A 16,735-nucleotide genomic window follows, 5' to 3' on the forward strand; every position below is an offset into this window, starting at 1 on the left:
CTCATGCTCAGGATTGATCGTTTTGCCAGCGTTGGCGCAGGCTGTCGAGGCGTTCCTGCTGGGTCAGTCCCGACAGCGGCTGCCCCAGCAAAGCGCGGGGATGCTGCAAGCGTAGCCATAACCAGCCGTCAAGAACCGGCCGCTCGCTGAAACCCAGCGCAAGCCCCTCCTGCACATGGGACCACAGGCTGCTGTAATCGGTCCCGGTGGATTGGCTCCAGTGCCAGGCATGTTGTTCCAGCAGACAAGTCTGCAGATTTTCCCGCTGGCGAAGGCTGAGACTTTCTTCGACCGGCAATGGACTGACGTCGAGCTGCGGATTAAGCAACTGCTGCCAGCCCTGACTGCCGATCGCACGGTCAGCCCAGGTTCCGCCGAACCAGTGCAACTCCATGATAGGTCCCAGCCAGCGACTCAGTTCCACCGCATCGCAGGCATCGAAAAAATAGCTCGCCGTGTTGGGGTTGTAAAAACTCAGCAAGGCCCGGTGGTGCAGCCCCAGCGTGACGGTGAGCATGCGCCGCAAATGCGCCAGCAACTGCCCCGACGACGCCTTGCTGACGATCAGCAAGCCACGCCAGACCTGCGTTTGGCTGTAGCACGATTCCGCCAGTGCCGGGCAGGTTCGAAGGTCGATCAGGACCGGGCCGTCCGTGCGTAACGCCTGCCATTCTGTGTCCTCGAATAGCCAGAACTGGCTTGCCGGGGCGAATGACTGTTGCAGCAATGCCTTCGCTTTAGGTGCACTGGGCACGTCCAGCAACAGCCATTGCGCCGTTGCGCCGATCATGCCGCACCGCTCTGGCCAAACCCGGTCACCGCCCGACAGGTGCAGGGCGCCTCAGTGCAATGGCTGAAACTGCCGCCGCCAGGCAATAGACACAGGAGCACCAAAGGCTCGCCCGAGCGCAGGAGCTTCAGTAAACCTTCCTCGGGCAGACTCTTTTCTGTCGGGCCGAAACGCGCGACTTCTCCGACCGTCGACGGTGTGGGCAGAAACCCGCAAATCAACGGCTGATCCGGATCGCCCTCGATGAAACTCACCACCACCTCGGTGCCCTCGCTCAATGACGCGACGCCGGAATCGTCCAGCTCAGTGGCCAGCGGCAGCCAGCAGTAGCTGGGTGTCGCGCCTTCACCCTGATAGACCCAGTCAAACTGCACGGCCACTGGCCTGGACGCATCCGGCCGAGGCTCATCGACATCGACAACCCAGGCGCGCTGCAGGCTGTGCATCCGTGGTTTCACCGCGCAGGAGGGCGGGACGAAGGGTGTCTCCCAATGAATCGCGCGGATACGATTGCTGTAAGGCACCCGTGGGTCCTGGCTGCCCTCATGTTCAACATCGGTCAACAGCCACAGATGATTCCAGTCGGCGACCGGGTGGCCGGCCAACGGCATCAAGTGCCCGCTGCGCAACATCGGCAGATCGGTGCGCCCTTCGGCACTGGGCGCGGTACGCTGGCCTACCTGCAGCTGAAACTGCCGCACCGCCGGTTGCCCGCCATCGGACTGGAACCGTGCGCTCTCGCCGAGACGGAAATGCCCGCGGCTATCACCGAACACCACGCAGTGCCCCTGCGCATGCGGTTCGAAATGGTAATGCAGGCCCTCCTGAGCACACAGACGCTGGAGAAACTGCAAATCCGATTCCCGATACTGGGTGCAGAAATCCCGGGGCGGGTATTCGCCCATCAGTTCGAAGCGTCGATCCCTGCCGGCGATGCCGTGTTCCCTCAGCACCTGACTGAGAATGTCGGGCACCGACAGTGCATTGAAGATCCGCTGATTGAAACGCTGGGCAAGACACGCCAGCCTCGGCCCCAGTCGCAACCGGCAAAGCCTGACAAGAGAGCCATGGTCACGCTGGACCAGTTCATGCAACAGGCCATGCAACGTGTTGCCCTCGGGCCCGAAATGCAAAACGGCCGGACGGTACAGCAAGCTTGCAAGGTCGAGTGTCGGGTCATCGATCAGCAGATCCACATCGAACACAAAAGGCTCGCTGATCGCTTCTCTACCGGTAAAGGCCAGGACTTCGAACGGGTCGGGCAGACCGGCTACATCCAGACGAAATGACGGTTCGTTGGCTGGATCGAACATCGGCGATTCTCTACAGGAGGGGCGGCCGGGGATTCTCGCCGAGAGGCATGGCCGAGTAGAGTGCCGAAGTACAACTTAGGAAATGGCCTACGTGAAAAGAGGACCATATGGCTGTGATAGCCGGGAGTGTGGGCAATTTCGCAGGAAAATAGAGAACCGTCGCACCAGGTCATCTGAAATTTCCGCTGCGTGCGGAAACTTTTCAGACAACCTGATGAGAACGGCGACTTACCTCAAGAGGACAGGTAAGACGAACGGGTCAGGCCCAGGCGCAAGGCGTCGAGGAACTGGGTGCGTTCGGCCGCACTGATGCGCGCGCTGGCGCACTTGTCGCGGTAGTGGGTCATCAGCTCTTCCGGCGACAAATGCACGTAACGCAGCATGTCTTCGATGGTGTCGTGAGTTTCGATACCCGCGTGGTACACGCTGCCGTCGGCATTCTGGTAGATGTTCACCGAGTCGGTGTCACCGAACAGGTTGTGCATGTCGCCGAGAATTTCCTGATAGGCGCCCACCAGGAAGATCCCCAGCAAGTAGTCTTCACCTTCGTTCAGTGCGTGCACCGGCAGGCTGGTTTCGATGCTCTGCTCGTCGACGTATTGCTTGATCTTGCCGTCGGAGTCGCAGGTCAGATCCTGCAGCACGGCGCGGCGCAGCGGTTCTTCGTCGAGACGGTGCAGCGGCAGGATCGGCAGGACCTGGCCGATGGCCCAGGTGTCCGGCAGGCTCTGGAACACCGAGAAGTTGCAGATGTACTTGTCGGCCAGCTTGTCGTTGAGTTCATCGAGCACCTGGCGGTGCGAACGCTGACGCGCCTTCAACGAGTTGTGCAGGCGGCGGCAAACGGCGAAGTAGCACTGCTCGGCCAGGGCTTTTTCGGCCAGGGTCAGCTTGCCGTCGGCGTACTGGGTGGCGATGTCGCTCATGTAGTGCGTGGCGCGCCAGTAGGTTTCGGTGACCATCTCGATGTCGGTCGGGCCAAGCAGGTCAACCAGCCACTGCACGGTTTCCGGCAGCGTTTCCTTGTTGTCGATCTGCGGCACGTCGTCGTTGTGTTTTTCGACGTCGGTGACTTGCACCACCAGCATGGCGTGGTGCGCGGTCAGGGAGCGGCCGCTTTCGGAAAAGATGTTCGGGTGCGGCAGGTTCTGCGCGTCGCAGAATTCCTTGAGCATCCCGACCACGACACCGGCGTAATCGTCCATGTCGTAGTTGATCGAGCTGGCATTACGCGAATGCGTGCCGTCGTAGTCGACGCCCAGACCGCCGCCGACGTCGATGTGATCCACCGGCAAGCCAAGGTTGCGCAGTTCGCCGTAGTAACGAATCGCTTCCTTGAAACCGTGCTGGTAGTCCGCCAGGTTGGCGATCTGCGAGCCCATGTGGAAGTGCAGCAGGCGAATGCCCTGATCCAGGCCCGCCGCGCGGAAGCGCTCGACCACCGACAGCAGTTGCGCCGCCGACAGACCGAACTTGGATTTTTCGCCGCCGGTGTCGGCCCACTTGCTCGAGGCCAGCGACGACAAGCGTACGCGCAGGCCGACCTGAGGCTTGACCTTCAGCGAGGCGGCTTCTTCAATCACCAGTTCAACTTCGGATTCTTTCTCGATCACGATAAACACATTGTGACCGAGCTTCTGACCTATCAGTGCCAGACGGATGAACTCACGGTCCTTGTAACCGTTGCAGACGATGGTGCCGCCCTTCGGCGCCAGCGCCAGCACCGCCAGCAGCTCAGGCTTGGAGCCGGCCTCCAGACCGATGGACACGTCCTGGGTGGCGATGATGTTCTCGATCACCGCTTCTTGCTGGTTGACCTTGATCGGGTAAAGCGCGGTGTATTTGCTCTGGTATTCGAGGCGCTCGATGTTGGCGTCGAACGCGCCGGTCAGCTGACGCACGCGGTCTTGCAGAATGTCCGGGAAACGCACCAGCAACGGCAAGGACAGGCCGCTTTTGCGCAGCTGGTCGACTTGCTCGAACAGGTCGATTGGCGAGCTGTTCGGACCGTTCGGACGAACTTCGACGCGACCGGCGTCACTGATCGCGAAATATCCGGCCCCCCAATGGCGAATCCCGTAAACACTGCGGCTGTCCGCAACTGTCCATTGGCTGCCATCGTCTTTGCGTGTGCGTCGTACGGACATTGAAGTCCCCTATAAAGAAGTCATAGAGCGTCGCCTGGGTTCAGGCCGGCGCAGTCTAAAGGATGAAAATGACGGTTCGTCAGCGAAGGGATAGACCTCGCTGACCGCAGTGAGTTTAGAAACCGGTCAGAACAGGCTCTGTGAAAACCATGTGGGCGACGCCAGGCCGCGAGAAAATCAGGCACGGGTCAAGCCGGGGGTGGTTTTCACAGAGGCTGCTAGCCGCCGGACTTCTTTGCTTTGAAACCGAGTTTGATCAGCTCGCCCAACAACAGCTCGACATGATCGCCCTGGATTTCAATGATGCCGTCCTTCAGCGCTCCACCGGTACCACAACGCTTCTTCAACGTCGTGGCCAGGTCCTTGAGCGCGTCTTCCGCCAGTGGCACACCGGTGATGGTCGTCACCGTCTTGCCGCCACGGCCCTTGCTTTCGCGACGCACGCGAGCAATGCCGTCGCCGGCCGGGATAACGGTCTGTTTGCAGATACAGGCGTGCACCGGTTGACTGCAATCCGGGCAATGACGACCTGCGTCGGTGGAAAATACCAGGCCACCAAGGGCGGCGAAGGATGCGGCTTTTTTGGCCACCGGCAATCCTCTTGGGAGGACAAAGACTGGTCGCGGCACTCGGGAAGTGCCCTCGACCGCGAAGCCCCACTCAGGCAGGGGCAGCGCTACTGAACCGATAAAACCCTTGTAGGAGCGAGCTTGCTCGCGAAAACGCAAGGGCAACGCATTCATTCTGGACGCCCGCGTTATCGTTGACGTCTATCGCGAGCAAGCTCGCTCCTACAGGAAAGCAATACCGGTTCAGTTTCAAAAGGTCGCGCAGTGTAACGGCAAAAACGCCGATTGCTAAGAGCCAATCGGCGCCAATTCATGCCTCTTTTGCGACGTCCTTGTCACGCGCCTTGAGATAGCGCTTCAACGCCGCCAAAGAGTCCGGGCAATAAGGCTTTTGCCGGATTTCCAGCATCACTTGATCGATGGGAATAAAGCGCGCTTCGAGCACCTCTTCAGGCTGCAGGATCAGCGGGCCGTCCCACACGGCCGAAAACGCTGAACACCACAGGCGGTTGCCGGTGTCCTCGAAGAAAAAATGGTCGTGGGCGCTCAGTTTCACGCCGCTGACGCCCAGTTCTTCTTCCAGCTCCCGGGCTGCCGATTGCGCGTAGGTTTCGCTGGCGAGCACCATGCCCCCCGCCGCCACGTCCCAGTACCCCGGATAAATCGCCTTGCTCAAGGTGCGCCGATGCACACAGAGTTCGCCGGCAGAGTTGAACAGCATGATGTAGGTGCCGCGCCCAATCAGCCCGCGTTCGCGCAGGTCGGAGCGGACCAGGGCGCCGAGCAGGTTGTCCTGCTCGTCGACCCAGGCGATCTGTTCGGCATCGGAGGCCGCGCGATGGGCCGCCTCTCTGGCGTTATCGACCATGACTCAGCCCTGATTGAGCAATTGACGCAAATCGATCACCGCCGCGTTGGCCCGCGAGATGTAGTTGGCCATGACCAGCGAGTGGTTGGCCAGCACGCCGAAGCCGCTGCCGTTGAGAATCATCGGGCTCCAGACTGGCTCTTGCGAGGCTTCCAGCTCACGAATGATCTGGCGCACGCTGACCGTCGCGTTCTTCTTCGCCAGCACATCAGCGAAGTCGACTTCGATGGCGCGCAGCAAGTGGGACAACGCCCAGGCCTGGCCACGGGCCTCGTAGAACACGTTGTCGATCTGCATCCACGGGGTTTCGACGATTTCTTCATCAACCTGCGGCACTTGACCCGGCGCGACGACTTCAGTTTTCAGCGCAGTGTTCAGCTTGACCCGGCCAACGCTGGCCGACAGGCGTTGCGACAGCGAACCCAAGCGGGTGCCCACATCGCCCAGCCAGTTGTTCAGGTTGTCGGCGCGGGCATAAAACAGTGCGTTTTTCTGCGAAGGGTCGGACAGGCGGGCCTGGTAGCGGCTCAGGGAATTGATGCCTTCCTGATACTCCGACTCACTGGACGGCAGCACCCAGCTTTTATTATCGAAGTTGAAGCGCGGCTCGGCCTTCGCCAGATCGGAGTCTTCGGCCGATTGCGATTGCGAACGGGCGAAGTCTTTACGCAGTGCTCGCGTCAGGTCGCGGACCTGGACCAGCACGCCATATTCCCAGCTCGGCGTGTTGTCCATCCACAGGCCTGGCGGAAAACGGTCGTTGGAAATATAGCCGCCCGGTTTGTTCAGCAATGTACCGGCAACGGTCTTGAGGGTTTCCACCGTGGTGTAACCGATCACCATCTGCTTGCCTTCTTTCTCGGCAGCCATTTGCGCATTCTGTTGAACCGGGAACAGCGCCGGCTCCTGGCTCCAGTACCAGCCCAGCGCGATGGTCACGATCAGGTAGAGGCCGATCAGCGTGGCCAGCGCCCGACTGAACAACAGGCCACCGATGTAGCTGCGGGTAGCCGATTTCGGTTCAGCGGCACGTTCAGGCGCGCTGCCCGCGCGGTTCTTCCAGTCCAGCATGGCGATATCCTTTCAATCACTTGAGTTCATCGGTTCGACCACAACCATACAACAACGTGCCTTTGCCCGGCACCCGCCGTTGGGGTTATCCGGAAAAATTAGCGTCTGTGGATGTGACAACTGGTTGTCCATGAGCTCAAGTGGCCATGCCCGAGTCAATTACCGATGATCTTCATCGAAATCTGCTGCGTCTCAGTTGATGTAAAAAGATGCGCAATGCCCACGCCGTCGGTTCTGCGTGGCGATGTGTCGCCATCCACTGTGGCGATGTATTGATGCTGTGCCAGCGGCTTACCCGTTACGCTGTCTACGAGCCGAAATAATCTTGGCGATCGCGTTGGCTGTGCCGGTGGATTTTGCATCAGCTCGATTACCTTGGGATCAAAGGCCCGGTCCGGCATCTTCCAGTCAATGAAATCGGCCTCGGCCTTGATCAGCCACCATTCTCCCCGCTCGATCTGCTCGAGCACCTCGCTGTGGAGATTGATCAACAGGCCGCTACGCAGTTCGGCGAGACCTTCGATGGGTTGATGATCCCGCAACGCCTCTTGCACCCACTCCGACGCTTGCTCACTGGGCCACGCGTGTTTTCGCTGCAATCCGGAAAGATCACGCTCATTGACCAGCCTCATGCGTTTTCCCCGCCACTCCACTCATCGCAACCCATGGTTCGGCTGATTTCGTGCCGCCAGTAAATCCGCCGGTAGCTGAAGTGGACCTTTTCCAGCTGAGTCAGATGCGCGGTGCCGGGATTCTGGCAATGCGGCATCAGCACTTCAGCGCCGACGATCACCGCATCTTCCAGCTCCATCGTGTAGAAATGCTCCTGGATACCCTGAGCCGAGGTCCGATACCACTCGACGCGGCACTGGGTGATCAATTCTCCCGAACACAAAGCGTTGTTGATCAGCGGCGACGCCTTGTCGATGGTTTTGGTGATGATCAACGGCTTGTGCATCCGCCGCCCGGCCCCCGAACCCTTCGGCACGAAAATGCCATGGCTCAGGGCCTGAATCATAATCTGGTCCTTGCGCTCCATTTGGTAAATGTTGCCCACCGAACCTTCGGTGAAAGCGCCCGCGCTGATCAGGCCTTGCTTTTCGCCGCGGAGAGTCATGAAAGCGGGGGTTGGCATGGTGGGGCTCCTTTTTATTTGGGTTGTGGGGCGGGGAAGTGACTGGGTTCGTCGTACATGTCTTCGATTTCGTCGAAGGGAACCCAGGGTTTGGCGAGCGCCAGGGTGATGAGGTAGCGTTCTTCGGTGGGGTTTCGGTAATCCTCGAAGCGCCCTACTGCCAAAGTGACTTGATACTTATCACCGGCTTGCCAATTTGATTGCCCGTGCAAAACTCCTTTCCTCAGGTAGTCCCGCCATTCAGGGGTATCGTCGATCGTTGGATGTCTTCGCAGCCCCTTCGCCACCCAGCCTTTGGCACGCAATTGCTCTTGCAGGTCCAGCACTACGTTTAAAGCGTCGTCGATCAGTAATGGCTCGATTTGCGGAGACATGAGTACGTCTTCTATAACGTTGTCATTGAATGTAATTGTAAAAAAGCGAGCTAAAGGCGTATCAAATCCATATTGCGGGTCGATAAATCGCAAGCGAGCATCGGTCTTGGGAATTCCGCCCCAGACATGTCCGCGTATCAGCGGACTGAAAGGGGCCGTTGAAATTTTCCGCATTTCCTCATAGGTCCCGCCTATTTCAAGGGTTATTTGCGGGTCATCCCAAAGAGGCTGTTGCAATTGACGTATGGCGAACACCATCAAAGCAGCCAGAATCAGCAGGCCTGTGCCATGACGTAAACCGGAACGGCGCTGCCACAGATTCACAGGTTTACTCCGGCCGATGCGATCTCGTTAATCGATTGCACCAATGCGGCACGGTTGTCATCGCTGAGCATGTGATCAAAGCGCGCTGCCGCCCGAAGTACAAATGTCATTCTCTGGTTGATGTCCGACAAATCCGCCAGCGGGCTGTTGTCAAACTCTATGGTGCGATCATCCTCGGCACGCTGACATTGGCTGGTAAGCGTCAACTCGATAGCCTGTGCAACACCGGAAGGAAAACCCGTCACGTAAGAGGCATGGTTGCCGCGAAGCAACATCACCAGTTGCCGATCCTCATAAATGGTCGGCTGGAGGATGTTGCGTTGCTCATGCCAGGCTAGAAACTCGACACTTGCGGCTGTATTTCCTGCCTCTATTGCCTCGAAAGCCTGCAGTATTTGGTAGTGAACCTGCCCGAACCGAAGCTTTTTCTGCTCCACTGGCCACAACACCGGAAACTTCGAATGCCCATAAATTCCCTCCCTGGCGCCCAAGCATTTCTGAAATTCCTTCCACCCACGCTTCGCATAAAATTCATGCAATGGATAAATATCAAGAAACAGTGTGGTATTCCCCAGCGCCATCATCTCGTGCACATGCCGGAACTGCTGTTGCACCAGCGATAGCGCTTCTCTTTCAGACCGAAAATCCACAGAAGGAACAGGATTGCGCGCATCCGCTTCCTTATAGTCACGCAATTCGTCCGCCTGCTCGGCCATCTTGCCCGGCGTCAGCAACCCGAACTCACGTCGGCTATCACGCATCCGCTCTCGCGTCTCATGCTCCGAGCGAATGAGTTCGATACTGTCCGCCGCATGCAGCAATCCGCAGCCGACTTGCTTGGAGGCAAACGCCGCCAACCCGGCCCATTGAAACCTCGAATCGTGCAGCCATAGCCTGGCGTAAGCCGCATTGATCGCACGATTGCGCGCCACGGGATCAGCGATCAGCAACCCGCCGGGCGCAACGATTTCTTCTGCCTCGCGCTGATAAAGATGCCAAAGGCCCGCGCACGTTAAAATCGGCACGTCGGTGACGAGGGCCCTGGTGCCATAAAGCTCCACCTCACTGCATTCACAATCAGCAACGGGCGTGGAGTTGTGGTTCAGGCGCTGCTCATCGCAGGGCAGGTCTTTGAAACACTGGGTCATGATGGGCGAACAGCGTCTAGGGGAATCCCTGAACCCTATCAGGCAAAAATCCCGTCCGGCTCCAACGCGCGAAAAATCAGAATCCCCTGACAGACGAAGCTCGCCGAACGTGAGGAAGTTTCGTAAAAAACCTTCAGACGTCCGGAACCCCTGCCCAGAGGGCTAAGCCGATGAAAAATCACCAAACAAGACCGAGCAGTCAGAAACTGAATGATGCCGCATCGCAGTTTATTGACCTGCGACACTCATGCCATTGAAAAGAGGTGCTAGCATAGAGCCACCAGTCGATCTCAGCATGCACCCTAACTAGTAGTCAGGATATGACCGAGCCAGAAGACCCCAGCCGTGAGCGTCTCAAGCACCATTTTGCCCAGCGGGTAATTCATCAGGCACGTCAAATTCTTGAGATCTGGCAGCGCCTGCAACGCAGTGAGTGGTCCCCCACCGACTTATCGGAACTGAGCGAGGCCAACCTGCGTCTGCTGCGTTTCGCCGAGCGATTTGAACAACCGGAGCACAGCCAACTGGCGCGCCACATCGGCCAGTCGCTGGAGGCCGTCGACGCCAATCGCGGGCGCCTGAGCAGTGGCTTGATTACCGACCTCAATCGCTTGATGCAGCGCCTGTCGCGCACCGGCCTGCGTCATGGCGATCAATTTGAACATACGTTCCTGCCGCCGCTGCGCAAACCGATCTACGTGATGCTGCAGGATCACGACCGCGCCGAGCGCCTCGCCAAGCAGCTCGAGTTTTTCGGGCTCAGCGCTCAATCCCTCGACAGCGTGGCTGCGTTTCGCTCGGCGATGGTTGAACGCCTGCCGGCCGCGATCGTCATGGACGTGGACTTCAGCGGACCTGGCATCGGCCTGAAACTGGCGGCCGAAGCTCAGGTCGGCCTCGATGAACCGTTGCCGCTGCTGTTTTTCAGCCTGCTCGAAACTGACACGCCGACCCGGCTCGCCGCCGTGCGTGCCGGTGGTCAGGAGTTTCTCACCGGGACCCTCGAAGCCTCGAGCCTGCTGGAGAAAATCGAAGTCCTGACCTGCGTCGCGCAGTACGAACCTTATAAAGTGCTGATCATCGACGACTCGCGCGCCCAGGCCCTGCACACCGAGCGCCTGCTCAACAGCGCCGGGATTGTCACGCGGACCTTGATCGACCCGATCCAGGCTATGGCTGAGCTGGCGGACTTCCAGCCCGACCTGATCATCCTTGACATGTACATGCCGAGTTGCACCGGCACTGAACTGGCCAAAGTGATTCGCCATAACGACCGTTACGTCAGCGTGCCGATCATTTACCTGTCCGCCGAAGACGATCTGGACAAGCAACTCGACGCCATGAGCGAGGGTGGCGACGACTTCCTGACCAAACCGATCAAGCCGCGGCACCTGATCACCACCGTGCGCAATCGCGCGGCGCGGGCGCGCAATCTTAAAGCGCGAATGGTTCGCGACAGCCTTACCGGGCTGTACAACCACACGCACATTCTGCAACTGCTCGAAGACTGCAGCTTCCGCGCCCGCCGCGAAAGCAAGCCGCTGAGCTTTGCGATGCTCGACATTGACCACTTCAAACGGGTCAACGACAGCCACGGCCACCCCATGGGTGACCGCGTGATCAAGAGCCTGGCGCTGTTTCTCAAGCAGCGTCTTCGCAAGACCGACTTCATCGGCCGTTACGGTGGCGAAGAGTTCGCGATCGTCATGCCCGACACTGATATCGAAGCGGCCTACAACGTCCTCGACGAAATCCGTCAGCGCTTTGCGGAAATTCATTACCCCGCGCAGCCTCAGGATCTCTGGTGCACCTTTAGCGCTGGCGTGGTCGAGATGAACGAAGGGTCCGACGGCCTGATGATGGCCAGCCAGGCGGACGAGGCGCTGTACCGCGCCAAGCACGCCGGGCGCAACCGCGTGCAGACTTCGCGGGCGTCACAGCAAAGTGCCACCTTTTCATCAGAATCGACCCATTCAGTCATAACCCTGTAACAGAAACGCAATAACTTCAGGCGCTTACCATTCTGCCGTTGGTAGTCCCGCGATGCGCCTGAAGCTGCTGACCAATCTCAATACCCTCCTTTTAGTCGCCGTGTGCGTGGCCCTCGGCGCCACGCTCTGGTGGTCGCAAAAAGCCCTGGAGCGCCCGTACTTGTTGATGGAGCGCTACCTTGGGCTGTCTCAGCAGTTTCAGAATGAAGTGGCACGCAACGTCGAGGATTACCTCGCCAGCGGTGACGCGCTGCGCCTGAGCAGCGCCAGCCAGGCCATCGACGCACTGCAAAAGGAACTCGGTGAGTTGCCGCCCGCATTGGCCGAGACTTTGCGCCCGAGCCTGTCGAACCTGGAAGAATTCAGCAAAACCGACCTGCTGGCCGCTGGCAAACTCGCCGGCGACCCACAAGCGCTGCTGTTGCAGGCCGAACGCGAGCTCGGCGCCAGCCTCGATCAGCTCAGCCAATACGCCAGCGGCAACGCAACGTACCTCACGCCGTTACTGGCAGCCTCGCAACACTTGGGCAAACTGTCGCTGGCCCGGGACAAACTGGTCAGCAGCGGTCGCAGTGAACTGGCGGCCGATGTTGAACGGGAAGTCACCAGCATCCGCGCTCAGGCTGAACGTCTGAATGCCCTGCCGCTGCTCGGCGTGACCAGTCAGGCGGAATCAGGCACGGATGACTTCGCCGCCCTGATGGGCCTGGAGAACAGCGAAAAAGCCGTGGCCGAAGATGCTGGCGTCGGACTCAAACGCGAACTCGCCAGCCTGCTCAATCGCTACCCTGCGGAGCTGGCGCGCACCCGCGATCAGATCCAGAAACGAGCCGACCTCAGCACCGCGACCCACCTGAAAATCGCTGGGGTGCAGCAAGCCATCGCCGGGCTGGAACCGGTGGTACGCGCCCAGCACGGGCAAATCCAGAGCGAAGTGCGGCTGATGCAAGGCGTGATGATTGGCCTGATCCTGCTGATCGCGCTGCTCATCGACACCTTGCAACGACGCCTCGCCCGGACGCTGACCAATCTTGCGCCGGCTCTCTCGACTTGGGCCGAAGGGGACTTTAGCCGGGACATTGAACTGGGCAAAACCAATCGCGAGTTGCATGACATTCAAGCCTCGCTCAACCGCTTGCGCGCCTACCTCGTCGATCTGGTCGGGACCATTCGCCTCAACGCCGAGCAGGTCGCCGGCAGCAGCCGCACTCTCGCCGAATTGAGCAATGATTTGCACAGCGGCGCCGAGCACCAGGCAGGTGACACTGCACTGATTCGCGATTCCCTCGGCGAACTGGAAGCGACGATTCAACAAGTCGCCGGCGATGCCAGCCAGGCCGCCGACGCCAGTCGTCACGCCGGACTGGCGGTGGAGCATGGGCAAAAAGTCATTGGCTTGAGCCTCGCCGGGCTACACGCATTGGTCGATGAAGTGCAGGGCAATGCGCAAATGATCGAACACCTCGCTGAAGAGTCGGCGACCATCGGCGGCGTGCTGACGGTGATCCGCTCGATTGCCGACCAGACCAACCTGCTGGCATTGAACGCCGCAATTGAAGCGGCCCGCGCCGGGGAAATGGGCCGCGGTTTTGCCGTCGTGGCCGAAGAGGTTCGCTCGCTGGCGCAACGTACGGCCGGTGCCACCGCCGAGATCCAGACGTTGATCGCCGGACTGCAAACGGCCGCGCGGCAATCGGTGGAAGGCATGCGCGCACAGGTCGAACACGCCGAAGCCACGGCCAATCAGGCTCAGGCCGCTGACGGCGCGCTGGACAAAATCGTCGGGGCGATCCAGACCATTTCCGACACTGCCGTGCGCATCGCCGATGTCACTGCGCAGCAGAGCGGTGCTGTCAGCGAGATCCGGGATCACAGTGAGCGGATTCACCAATTGGGTGGGGATAATTTGCTGAGGATTGGCGAGGGGCGAGAACAAGGGGAGCATTTGCTGGTGTTGGGCGGGCGATTGCATACGGCTGTTCAAGCCTTCCGCGTCTGATAAACCGCCATCGCTGGCAAGCCAGCTCCCACACGGTCAGCGCAAAACCTGTGGGAGCTGGCTTGCCAGCGATGGCGTCCTTTCAATCAGCACGAAATCCCCCGCCCTGCACACCCGGCCACTGTCCGCTATCATGCCCCCACTTCCGATACGCGAGATCGTCATGCGCCGTTTGCTCTGCCTGCTGCTTTTAATGCTCGCCTTGCCGGCCTCCGCCACCGGCTTGCTGGAGAACCGGCCCGGCGCCACCCTGGGCTCGATCAACAACAGTGCCGACTTCCTGCCGGTTCGCGAAGCTTTTCAGCTGAGCCTGGTGGAGAGCACGCCGCTCTCAATCAAACTGCGTTTCGTTGCCACCGAGGGTTACTACCTCTATCGCCATCGCTTTCAATTTCGCGCTGATCCGGCCGAGATTGTCCTTGGTATTGCGCAGTTGCCGAAGGGTGAACAAAAGCACGATGAGTACTTTGGCGACGTCGAGGTTTACCACGGGATTCTCGATGTAGAACTACCTCGCACAGATCAGCGCGCCTTCACGTTGGCCGTGACCTATCAAGGCTGCGCCGATAGAGGCCTGTGCTATCCGCCCGAAACCGAACGCCTGAGCATCGATGGCGCAGGCAATGAAACCAGCGTCAAAAGCTGGAGTTGGCGCGAACTCGCGCTGTTCTTCCTCGCCGGCCTGGGCCTGACGTTCACGCCGTGCGTGCTGCCAATGCTGCCGATCCTGTCCGGCGTGGTATTGCGCGGGCAGGTCGGCGGATGGCGCGGCTTCAACCTGTCCCTGGCTTACGTGCTGCCGATGGCGGCGTGCTTTGCCCTGCTGGGTGCGTTGATGGGGATGTTTGGCGCGCAGCTCAACCTGCAAGCGCGCCTGCAATCCGCCTGGGTATTGGTGCCATTCGCGACGTTTTTTGCTGTGTTTGCACTGGCGATGTTCAGCGTCTTCGAACTGAAGTTACCGCAGGCGATCAGCAGCCGGCTGGACCGTATCGCCGGTCGCACGGAAGGTGGCTCATTGTGGGGCGCGGCGGTGCTCGGCGTAGTGTCCAGCCTGCTGGTTTCGCCGTGCGTTTCGGCACCTTTGGCCGGCGCGCTGCTGTACATCAGCGCCAGCGGCGACGCGCTGGGTGGCGGGCTGAAGCTGTTCATGCTCGGCCTCGGCATGGGCGCGCCACTCCTGTTGGTCGCCACCGGCGGCGCCGCCTGGCTGCCGAAAAGCGGGCCGTGGCTGATCTACGTGAAAAACGCGATTGGCGTGTTGTTGCTGGGTCTGGCGATTGGCTTGCTCAGCCGAGTCCTGCCGGGACAAATCACGTTGCTGCTGATCGGTTTGCTGGCAGGCGGCGTCGGTTTGTTCATGGGCGCACTGGAGTTTGTCTACAAACCTGCGCGAAAACGCCTGGGGCAGTTGTTCGGCATGTTCCTGCTGTTTTACGCGCTGGCCTGCTGGTATGGCGCGTTCAGTGGCCAGACCGACCCGTTCAACCCGATTGGCCAGCCGCGTGTTGTCAGCAGTAATGAGCCGGTGCAAAACACCGGCGACTGGCAAACCGTTACCACGGCGACCGAGCTCGATCGCGTCCTCGCCGAGGCCAAATCCTTTGGCACGCCGCTGCTGCTCGACTGGTACGCCGATTGGTGCATCAGCTGCAAAGTCATCGAACACGAAGTGCTCGACGACGGCAATGTCGTCGAACGCCTCAAGGGCTACCGACTGATCCGTTTCGACATCACGGCCAGCAACGCCGAGCAACGCGCCCTCCTCGACCGTTACAAACTGTTCGGGCCTCCGGCGCTGATGTTTTTCGGCAAGGACGGGGTTGAACGCTTCGATGTGCGGGTGATCGGCGAGATCAACGCGGCGGACTTCGCCGAACGTGTAGCGAACGCAAATGACCGGATTTAATCACCCGGTCACAAATTTCGCGCAAACATCGGCCATCGTGCTGGCTATTGCATAGAACTGGACAGTCACAAAGGCTTTGCGGCATAGTCGCCGGGTTCTGACAATTGCACATAGATATCAAGGAACAGCAGATGGCGACTTTACTGGTTCTGCACGGACCCAACCTGAACTTGCTCGGCACCCGCGAACCGGGCACCTATGGTGCTACGACACTGGCGCAGATCAACCAGGACCTGGAGCGCCGCGCCCGTGAAGGCGGCCATCATTTGCTGCACCTGCAAAGCAACGCCGAGTACGAATTGATCGACCGCATCCACGCTGCCCGCAGCGAAGGGGTGGACTTCATTCTGATCAACCCAGCAGCTTTTACACACACAAGTGTCGCATTACGTGACGCGCTGCTGGCGGTGAGCATCCCATTCATCGAAGTGCATCTGTCCAACGTGCACAAACGCGAACCTTTCCGCCATCACTCTTACTTCTCCGACGTAGCGGTGGGAGTGATCTGCGGCCTTGGCGCCAGCGGTTATCGACTGGCCCTGGAGGCCGCCCTGGAACAGCTTGAAAGACAGGCAACGGCTTGAACAACAAGCGTAACGCCCCTGACCGACCCTTGGGAGTTGATGATTCATGGATATCCGTAAAGTTAAGAAACTGATCGAATTGCTGGAAGAGTCCGGCATCGACGAGCTCGAGATCAAGGAAGGCGAAGAGTCCGTACGTATCAGCCGCCACAGCAAGACCCCGGCTCAGCAGTACTACGCTCCGGCGCCAATGCACGCTCCGGCTCCAGCGCCAGTGGCTGCCGCCCCGGTTGCCGCCGCCCCTGCTGCGCCGGCCGCGCCAGTTCTGAACGGCACCGTTGCCCGTTCGCCGATGGTCGGCACCTTCTATCGCAAGTCTTCGCCAGGCTCGCCGTCCTTCGTTGAAGTCGGCCAGACCGTGAAGAAAGGCGACACCCTGTGCATCGTCGAGGCGATGAAGATGATGAACCACATCGAAGCTGAAACCAGCGGTGTGATTGAATCCATCCTCGTCGAAGACGGCCAGCCGGTTGAGTACGACCAACCGCTGTTCACCATCGTTTGAACCGCGGA

Annotated in this window: 15 protein-coding genes; 5 read left to right on the forward strand and 10 right to left on the reverse strand. The window is 59.7% G+C overall.

What is annotated here, in order from left to right:
* Positions 1 to 7: 7 nt before the first annotated feature.
* The 10 genes from ACYZT4_RS17950 to ACYZT4_RS17995 all read right to left on the reverse strand — a co-directional run bounded on the left by ACYZT4_RS17950 (position 8) and on the right by ACYZT4_RS17995 (position 9,739).
* The gene (locus ACYZT4_RS17950; protein WP_461981854.1) at positions 8 to 790 is read right to left on the reverse strand and encodes a DUF4123 domain-containing protein; all 783 of its coding nucleotides are present in this window, start codon (positions 788 to 790) and stop codon (positions 8 to 10) included.
* Complete coding sequence (locus tag ACYZT4_RS17955; protein ID WP_461981856.1) at positions 787 to 2,103, reverse strand: contractile injection system protein, VgrG/Pvc8 family; 1,317 nt, start codon at positions 2,101 to 2,103, stop codon at positions 787 to 789. Before ACYZT4_RS17955 ends, ACYZT4_RS17950 begins: the two co-directional genes overlap by 4 nt.
* Positions 2,104 to 2,336: 233 nt before the next feature.
* Positions 2,337 to 4,250, reverse strand: a complete 1,914-nt coding sequence (speA, locus tag ACYZT4_RS17960; RefSeq protein ID WP_461981858.1) for an arginine decarboxylase — start codon at positions 4,248 to 4,250, stop codon at positions 2,337 to 2,339.
* 218 nt (positions 4,251 to 4,468) lie between these two features.
* Entirely contained in the window at positions 4,469 to 4,840 is a 372-nt protein-coding gene (locus ACYZT4_RS17965; RefSeq protein ID WP_461988720.1) for a translation initiation factor Sui1, read from the reverse strand.
* A gap of 289 nt (positions 4,841 to 5,129) precedes the next feature.
* Positions 5,130 to 5,687 (reverse strand): NUDIX hydrolase, encoded by a 558-nt coding sequence (locus ACYZT4_RS17970; protein WP_461981860.1) that lies wholly within the window; start codon positions 5,685 to 5,687, stop codon positions 5,130 to 5,132.
* A gap of 3 nt (positions 5,688 to 5,690) precedes the next feature.
* A complete protein-coding gene (locus tag ACYZT4_RS17975; RefSeq protein WP_461981862.1) occupies positions 5,691 to 6,758 on the reverse strand; it encodes a DUF2333 family protein in 1,068 nt (355 codons plus the stop codon).
* Between the two features lie 155 nt (positions 6,759 to 6,913).
* Positions 6,914 to 7,390, reverse strand: coding sequence for a hypothetical protein (locus ACYZT4_RS17980; RefSeq protein ID WP_461981864.1), 477 nt, complete (start codon positions 7,388 to 7,390; stop codon positions 6,914 to 6,916).
* Positions 7,387 to 7,893: an Hcp family type VI secretion system effector gene (locus ACYZT4_RS17985; protein ID WP_461981866.1), complete on the reverse strand. Its 507-nt coding sequence runs from the start codon at positions 7,891 to 7,893 to the stop codon at positions 7,387 to 7,389. Before ACYZT4_RS17985 ends, ACYZT4_RS17980 begins: the two co-directional genes overlap by 4 nt.
* A 14-nt stretch (positions 7,894 to 7,907) precedes the next feature.
* A complete protein-coding gene (locus tag ACYZT4_RS17990) occupies positions 7,908 to 8,591 on the reverse strand; it encodes a hypothetical protein (protein ID WP_461981868.1) in 684 nt (227 codons plus the stop codon).
* The gene (locus ACYZT4_RS17995; protein WP_461981870.1) at positions 8,588 to 9,739 is read right to left on the reverse strand and encodes a DUF2515 family protein; all 1,152 of its coding nucleotides are present in this window, start codon (positions 9,737 to 9,739) and stop codon (positions 8,588 to 8,590) included. The genes ACYZT4_RS17990 and ACYZT4_RS17995 overlap by 4 nt, the downstream gene beginning before the upstream one ends.
* Before the next feature lie 320 nt (positions 9,740 to 10,059).
* Between ACYZT4_RS17995 and gcbA the strand changes: the two genes are divergently transcribed.
* From gcbA to accB, 5 genes are all read left to right on the forward strand, one after another.
* Positions 10,060 to 11,730 carry a diguanylate cyclase GcbA gene (gcbA, locus tag ACYZT4_RS18000; RefSeq protein ID WP_461981872.1) on the forward strand — a complete coding sequence of 557 codons (1,671 nt, stop codon included), beginning with the start codon at positions 10,060 to 10,062 and terminating at the stop codon, positions 11,728 to 11,730.
* Between the two features lie 955 nt (positions 11,731 to 12,685).
* Positions 12,686 to 13,729: a methyl-accepting chemotaxis protein gene (locus tag ACYZT4_RS18005; protein WP_461988721.1), complete on the forward strand. Its 1,044-nt coding sequence runs from the start codon at positions 12,686 to 12,688 to the stop codon at positions 13,727 to 13,729.
* A gap of 163 nt (positions 13,730 to 13,892) precedes the next feature.
* Positions 13,893 to 15,638, forward strand: coding sequence for a protein-disulfide reductase DsbD (locus ACYZT4_RS18010; protein ID WP_461981874.1), 1,746 nt, complete (start codon positions 13,893 to 13,895; stop codon positions 15,636 to 15,638).
* Positions 15,639 to 15,769: 131 nt separating this feature from the next.
* Positions 15,770 to 16,222 carry a type II 3-dehydroquinate dehydratase gene (gene aroQ, locus ACYZT4_RS18015; protein WP_461981876.1) on the forward strand — a complete coding sequence of 151 codons (453 nt, stop codon included), beginning with the start codon at positions 15,770 to 15,772 and terminating at the stop codon, positions 16,220 to 16,222.
* A gap of 46 nt (positions 16,223 to 16,268) precedes the next feature.
* The gene (gene accB, locus ACYZT4_RS18020; RefSeq protein WP_461981878.1) at positions 16,269 to 16,727 is read left to right on the forward strand and encodes an acetyl-CoA carboxylase biotin carboxyl carrier protein; all 459 of its coding nucleotides are present in this window, start codon (positions 16,269 to 16,271) and stop codon (positions 16,725 to 16,727) included.
* The last annotated feature ends 8 nt before the right edge of the window (positions 16,728 to 16,735 follow it).

This window comes from Pseudomonas sp. GB2N2, from assembly GCF_054897705.1.

What these genes read in the sequence shown, in the direction of transcription:
- ACYZT4_RS17950 (WP_461981854.1), bottom strand. Translation starts at nt 790, where the DNA reads ATGATCGGCGCAACGGCGCAATGGCTGTTGCTGGACGTGCCCAGTGCA.
- ACYZT4_RS17955 (WP_461981856.1), bottom strand. Translation starts at nt 2,103, where the DNA reads ATGTTCGATCCAGCCAACGAACCGTCATTTCGTCTGGATGTAGCCGGT.
- speA (WP_461981858.1), bottom strand. Translation starts at nt 4,250, where the DNA reads ATGTCCGTACGACGCACACGCAAAGACGATGGCAGCCAATGGACAGTT.
- ACYZT4_RS17970 (WP_461981860.1), bottom strand. Translation starts at nt 5,687, where the DNA reads ATGGTCGATAACGCCAGAGAGGCGGCCCATCGCGCGGCCTCCGATGCC.
- ACYZT4_RS17975 (WP_461981862.1), bottom strand. Translation starts at nt 6,758, where the DNA reads ATGCTGGACTGGAAGAACCGCGCGGGCAGCGCGCCTGAACGTGCCGCT.
- ACYZT4_RS17980 (WP_461981864.1), bottom strand. Translation starts at nt 7,390, where the DNA reads ATGAGGCTGGTCAATGAGCGTGATCTTTCCGGATTGCAGCGAAAACAC.
- ACYZT4_RS17985 (WP_461981866.1), bottom strand. Translation starts at nt 7,893, where the DNA reads ATGCCAACCCCCGCTTTCATGACTCTCCGCGGCGAAAAGCAAGGCCTG.
- ACYZT4_RS17995 (WP_461981870.1), bottom strand. Translation starts at nt 9,739, where the DNA reads ATGACCCAGTGTTTCAAAGACCTGCCCTGCGATGAGCAGCGCCTGAAC.
- gcbA (WP_461981872.1), top strand. Translation starts at nt 10,060, where the DNA reads ATGACCGAGCCAGAAGACCCCAGCCGTGAGCGTCTCAAGCACCATTTT.
- ACYZT4_RS18005 (WP_461988721.1), top strand. Translation starts at nt 12,686, where the DNA reads ATGATTGGCCTGATCCTGCTGATCGCGCTGCTCATCGACACCTTGCAA.
- ACYZT4_RS18010 (WP_461981874.1), top strand. Translation starts at nt 13,893, where the DNA reads ATGCGCCGTTTGCTCTGCCTGCTGCTTTTAATGCTCGCCTTGCCGGCC.
- aroQ (WP_461981876.1), top strand. Translation starts at nt 15,770, where the DNA reads ATGGCGACTTTACTGGTTCTGCACGGACCCAACCTGAACTTGCTCGGC.
- accB (WP_461981878.1), top strand. Translation starts at nt 16,269, where the DNA reads ATGGATATCCGTAAAGTTAAGAAACTGATCGAATTGCTGGAAGAGTCC.